The organism is Argonema galeatum A003/A1 (genome assembly GCF_023333595.1).
Taxonomy (GTDB): Bacteria; Cyanobacteriota; Cyanobacteriia; order Cyanobacteriales; family Aerosakkonemataceae; genus Argonema; species Argonema galeatum.
In genome coordinates this window covers 1-1887 of sequence record NZ_JAIQZM010000088.1, presented here as the reverse complement: position 1 = coordinate 1887, position 1887 = coordinate 1, and the positions used below count along the sequence as shown (strand labels likewise).

Annotated in this window: 2 protein-coding genes; both read left to right on the top strand. The window is 38.2% G+C overall.

Going from position 1 to position 1887, the window contains the following annotated elements:
* The first annotated feature begins 74 nt into the window (after positions 1–74).
* Positions 75–677: an IS607 family transposase gene (locus LAY41_RS32055; RefSeq protein WP_249106744.1), complete on the top strand. Its 603-nt coding sequence runs from the start codon at positions 75–77 to the stop codon at positions 675–677.
* A complete protein-coding gene (locus LAY41_RS32050) occupies positions 658–1842 on the top strand; it encodes an RNA-guided endonuclease InsQ/TnpB family protein (RefSeq protein ID WP_249106742.1) in 1185 nt (394 codons plus the stop codon). Before LAY41_RS32055 ends, LAY41_RS32050 begins: the two co-directional genes overlap by 20 nt.
* The last annotated feature ends 45 nt before the right edge of the window (positions 1843–1887 follow it).

Below are 1887 nucleotides of genomic sequence, written 5' to 3'. Positions count from 1 at the left end.
AGGGCTGAAATCAGTTCAAAAATATTTACCTGAAGCTACTCAAACTTACTCATATTATAAGCTAGCATAGTAATATGAGTAAGTTATCCATAAGTGAAGCAGCTAAAATAAAAGGTGTCAGCGCCTCTACTCTCAGACGTTGGGAATTAGAAGGCAAACTCATACCAGAAAGAACAGCGTCGGGACATAGAAGATATGATTTAGCTCAGTTACTGGGAATTAAATCAGAACTTTCTTACACTATTGGCTATTGCCGTGTATCTAGTTATGACCAAAAAGATGACTTAGCTAGACAAAGACAAGTCTTAGAATTGTTTTGCGCTCAGAATGGTTGGCAGTATCAAATAATTGAGGACTTAGGAAGTGGTTTAAATTATAGCAAAAAAGGACTAAAAAGATTAATTAGATTAATTGTCGATAGCCAAGTAGAGAGATTAGTACTTACCCACAAAGACCGATTGCTAAGGTTTGGTAGTGAATTAATATTTAGTCTCTCCGAACATTTTGGCACAGAAGTATTAATTATTAATCGCACTGAAGATGTTTCATTTGAAGAAGATTTAGCTAGTGATGTACTAGAAATAATTACCGTATTTTCGGCGAGATTGTCCGGAAGTAGAAGTCACAAAAATAAAAAGATTGTTGAGGAGCTAAAAAATGTGGCGGCGAAGTTTTAAAACCAAACTAAAACTTAATAATCAGCAAAAAACCATACTGGCAAAACACGCTGGAGTAGCTCGTCACGCTTATAACTGGGGATTGCAGACTTGTTTGGAAGCTCTGTCAAGAAACGAGAAATTACCCAGTGCTATTGACCTGCATAAAAAGTTGGTAGCCGAGGTCAAGCCCGTGCATAAGTGGTACTATGAAGTTTCTAAATGCGCTCCTCAACAGGCTTTAAGAAATTTAGCCACAGCTTTTACTAACTGGTGGAAACACAAACACTGCCAACAGCCCAAGTTTAAAAACAAAGGAGATTCGGATAGTTTTTATTTAGAAGGAAGTATTCTTTTTAGTGGAGACAAAATAAAGCTCCCTAGAATTGGTTGGGTAAGATGTCACGAAATCTTACCTAGTGAGCAGCCTAAAAATGTAACAATTAGTAAAAGAGCGGGAGAATGGTATGTTAGTTATAAGTTTCAATTTGAACCAAAAGGAACGCAGAAAATTAGACAGCGGCTCGGTGTTGATTTAGGTATAAATGCGTTAGCTACTTGTTCGGATGGCTCGATATTCCCCAACCCAAAAGCTTACCGTCAAGCCAAAAGGAAATTAGCTCATCTCCAAAGAGCGGTAGCGAGAAAGCACAAAGGCTCGTCCAATAGGAAAAAGGCAGTTAATCAAGTATCTATATTACATCAAAAAGTAGCTAATATCAGATTAGACGCACTGCATAAACTAACGACATGGTTAGCTAAGAACCACAGCGAAATAGTCATCGAGGATTTAAACATATCTGGGATGCTCAAAAACCATAGGTTAGCCAGTGCTATCGCTGATTGCGGCTTTTTTGAGTTCAAAAGACAGTTAAGTTACAAGTGCGAATGGTATGGCTCAAGGTTGATTATAGCGGATAGATTTTATCCTTCTTCTCAACTTTGTTCTTGTTGCCATCATCGTCAGAAAATGCCATTAAAAGAGAGAGTTTATCACTGTCTCAATTGTGGCAGTGTGATGGATAGAGATTTTAATGCCAGTGTTAATCTAGAATACTGGCATCCAGAGATTGATTATCCTTTAACCGTAAGCTATACGGGGATTGCTTGTGGAGGGTCAAAACCACTTAACGGTTCAACCGTTAAGGACTCTGTGAAGCAGGAAGTAAACGCTGAACCTATTTGACAGCTAGAGTTGTTTGGGTAGGTTTAGGTAAGTTTTATGTAGCGG

What these genes read in the sequence shown, in the direction of transcription:
- LAY41_RS32055 (WP_249106744.1), top strand. Translation starts at nt 75, where the DNA reads ATGAGTAAGTTATCCATAAGTGAAGCAGCTAAAATAAAAGGTGTCAGC.
- LAY41_RS32050 (WP_249106742.1), top strand. Translation starts at nt 658, where the DNA reads ATGTGGCGGCGAAGTTTTAAAACCAAACTAAAACTTAATAATCAGCAA.